Origin of the sequence: Streptosporangium sp. NPDC005286, from assembly GCF_040607515.1 — a bacterium.
In the GTDB taxonomy this organism is placed as follows: domain Bacteria; phylum Actinomycetota; class Actinomycetes; order Streptosporangiales; family Streptosporangiaceae; genus Streptosporangium.
Genome location: NZ_JBEXGU010000388.1, coordinates 1 through 1,745, shown reverse-complemented (window position 1 = coordinate 1,745; position 1,745 = coordinate 1). Strand labels below are relative to the sequence as shown.

Here is a 1,745-nt window from a genome sequence, read left to right as displayed (position 1 = left end):
TGTCAACGGCCAAGTGCGTGTGGGTCTGGCCCACTTTCCGTGATCGCGTTGGTCAGTCTCCGAGCAGGACGCGGATGCGGAGGAGGTCTGGGTTGGCGCGTCCGAACATGACCCTCTTGATCATTTTGATGCGGTTCACGTTGCCCTCGACCGTTCCTGAACTGTGGGGCAGAGTGAGTCCGGCTTTGACAGCGGCCCAGTCGCGCCGGAGTCCGGTGGCGAACGCGCGGAGTTCTCGGGCGGGGCTGGCTTCAGCGCGCTCGGTCCATGCCTCGAGGTCCTTGCCGCGCAGTTGGACGAGCATCTCAGCGAACTCGCGGGTCAGCGTGGTGACGGACGCGAGTTCGGGACAACGGTCGTTGATCCGTTGGAGCTTGGCCAGGTCCTCGGCAGTGTTCTTTTCGGGGCGGGTGACGATCCAGCCGGTAACCTCGCGTACTTTCGGTGCCGGCGGCTGCGTCGCTGCGGCGGTTGAGGCCCGCAACTGGGCGGTGAGCCTGCGTAGGGTGCGTTTGCTGCCGAGGAAGCCGCGACTGCGGAGTTCTTCCAACAGCACATCGGTGTTGCGGCAGCCCTGATCCCATTGTTCCCGCAGGTAGGGAAGGTGTGTGTCGAGAATGGTCTGCCGTTTCGCCCTCTCCTTGCCGACGAGGTCGTCAGCAGTTTCTACGGCAAGGTAGCGGCGGACGGTCTTGCGGTCCAGCCGCAGGTCACGACTGATTTCGGTGATGGCCATACCTCGCTGGAGTGCCTGGTGGATCTCAGCATGCCGGGCCCGGGTCTGGACTGCCAGCGGTCCTTCCTCGGTCGGCAGATCCGGGGTGGCAAAGGCCGGCTCTTCGACGGCGTCCGGTTGTTCACGCAGGTGAGAGCGATGACGGCCGACGGCTCGCTCGACCGCGCCGGACAGGTTATGGAGCAAATGCCACCGATCGGCGACCTGCACGGCCAGCGGAGCACCACGCCGGCCGCCCTCGGCATAGCAACCTGCCCGATCCCGGCAGATCACCTCGACACCAGGATGGGCCTCCAGCCAGGCGGCAAACGATTCCGCCGACCGATCCGGCAGCAGGTCGACCACACTGCCGGTCTCGACATTGACCAGGACGGTGCCATAGGTATGGCCGCGACGCCACGCGAAGTCGTCCACGCCCAGGACCTTGGGGGTCGGATACTGGGGGTCGGGCAGGCCGCGTAGCAGTCGCAGCAACGTTGACCGGCCGACACCCGAGCACAGCTTCTCTGCCAACCGAGCACCCGGCCGACCGCCCAACGCCAACGCGATCGCCCGCAGGTCATCGCTCAGGCCAGCGGCCCGGCGGCCGTGCCGGACCGTCAGCCCAGGGACCTGCTCGACGAAAGTCCGCTTCCCACAGACGACGTTGTCGCAGAAGAACCGGCGGACCCGCAGCTCAATCGAGGCTTCCTGGCCGGCCATCGCTCGGTCGGACAACCGGCGGTCATAGCGGCTGTGCACTCGCTTCGAGGAGACCCCGCACCCAGGACAGGCCGCCTCCGACTCCCAGCTCCGGGCCCTGACCCGGACAGTCTTCCCGGCCGGGAACACCCGCTCGATGCACACGCCCGCCAGATGCGGGAACAGAACCGCCAGTAACTCCGTGATCGACATCGAACATGATCGCGAACCCGGGCCTGACACAAGAACGGATCACCCGAACCGTTACCGTGCCACGCGCGACGATCACGGAAAGTGGGCCAGACCCACTTTTACATGGCCACGGACA

1 protein-coding gene is annotated in these 1,745 nt (G+C 66.1%); it reads right to left on the bottom strand.

All coding sequences use genetic code 11. The features are described from left to right. Nucleotides 1-52: 52 nt before the first annotated feature. Nucleotides 53-1,630, bottom strand: coding sequence for an ISL3 family transposase (locus tag ABZU75_RS46300; RefSeq protein WP_355569937.1), 1,578 nt, complete (start codon nucleotides 1,628-1,630; stop codon nucleotides 53-55). Nucleotides 1,631-1,745: the final 115 nt, after the last annotated feature.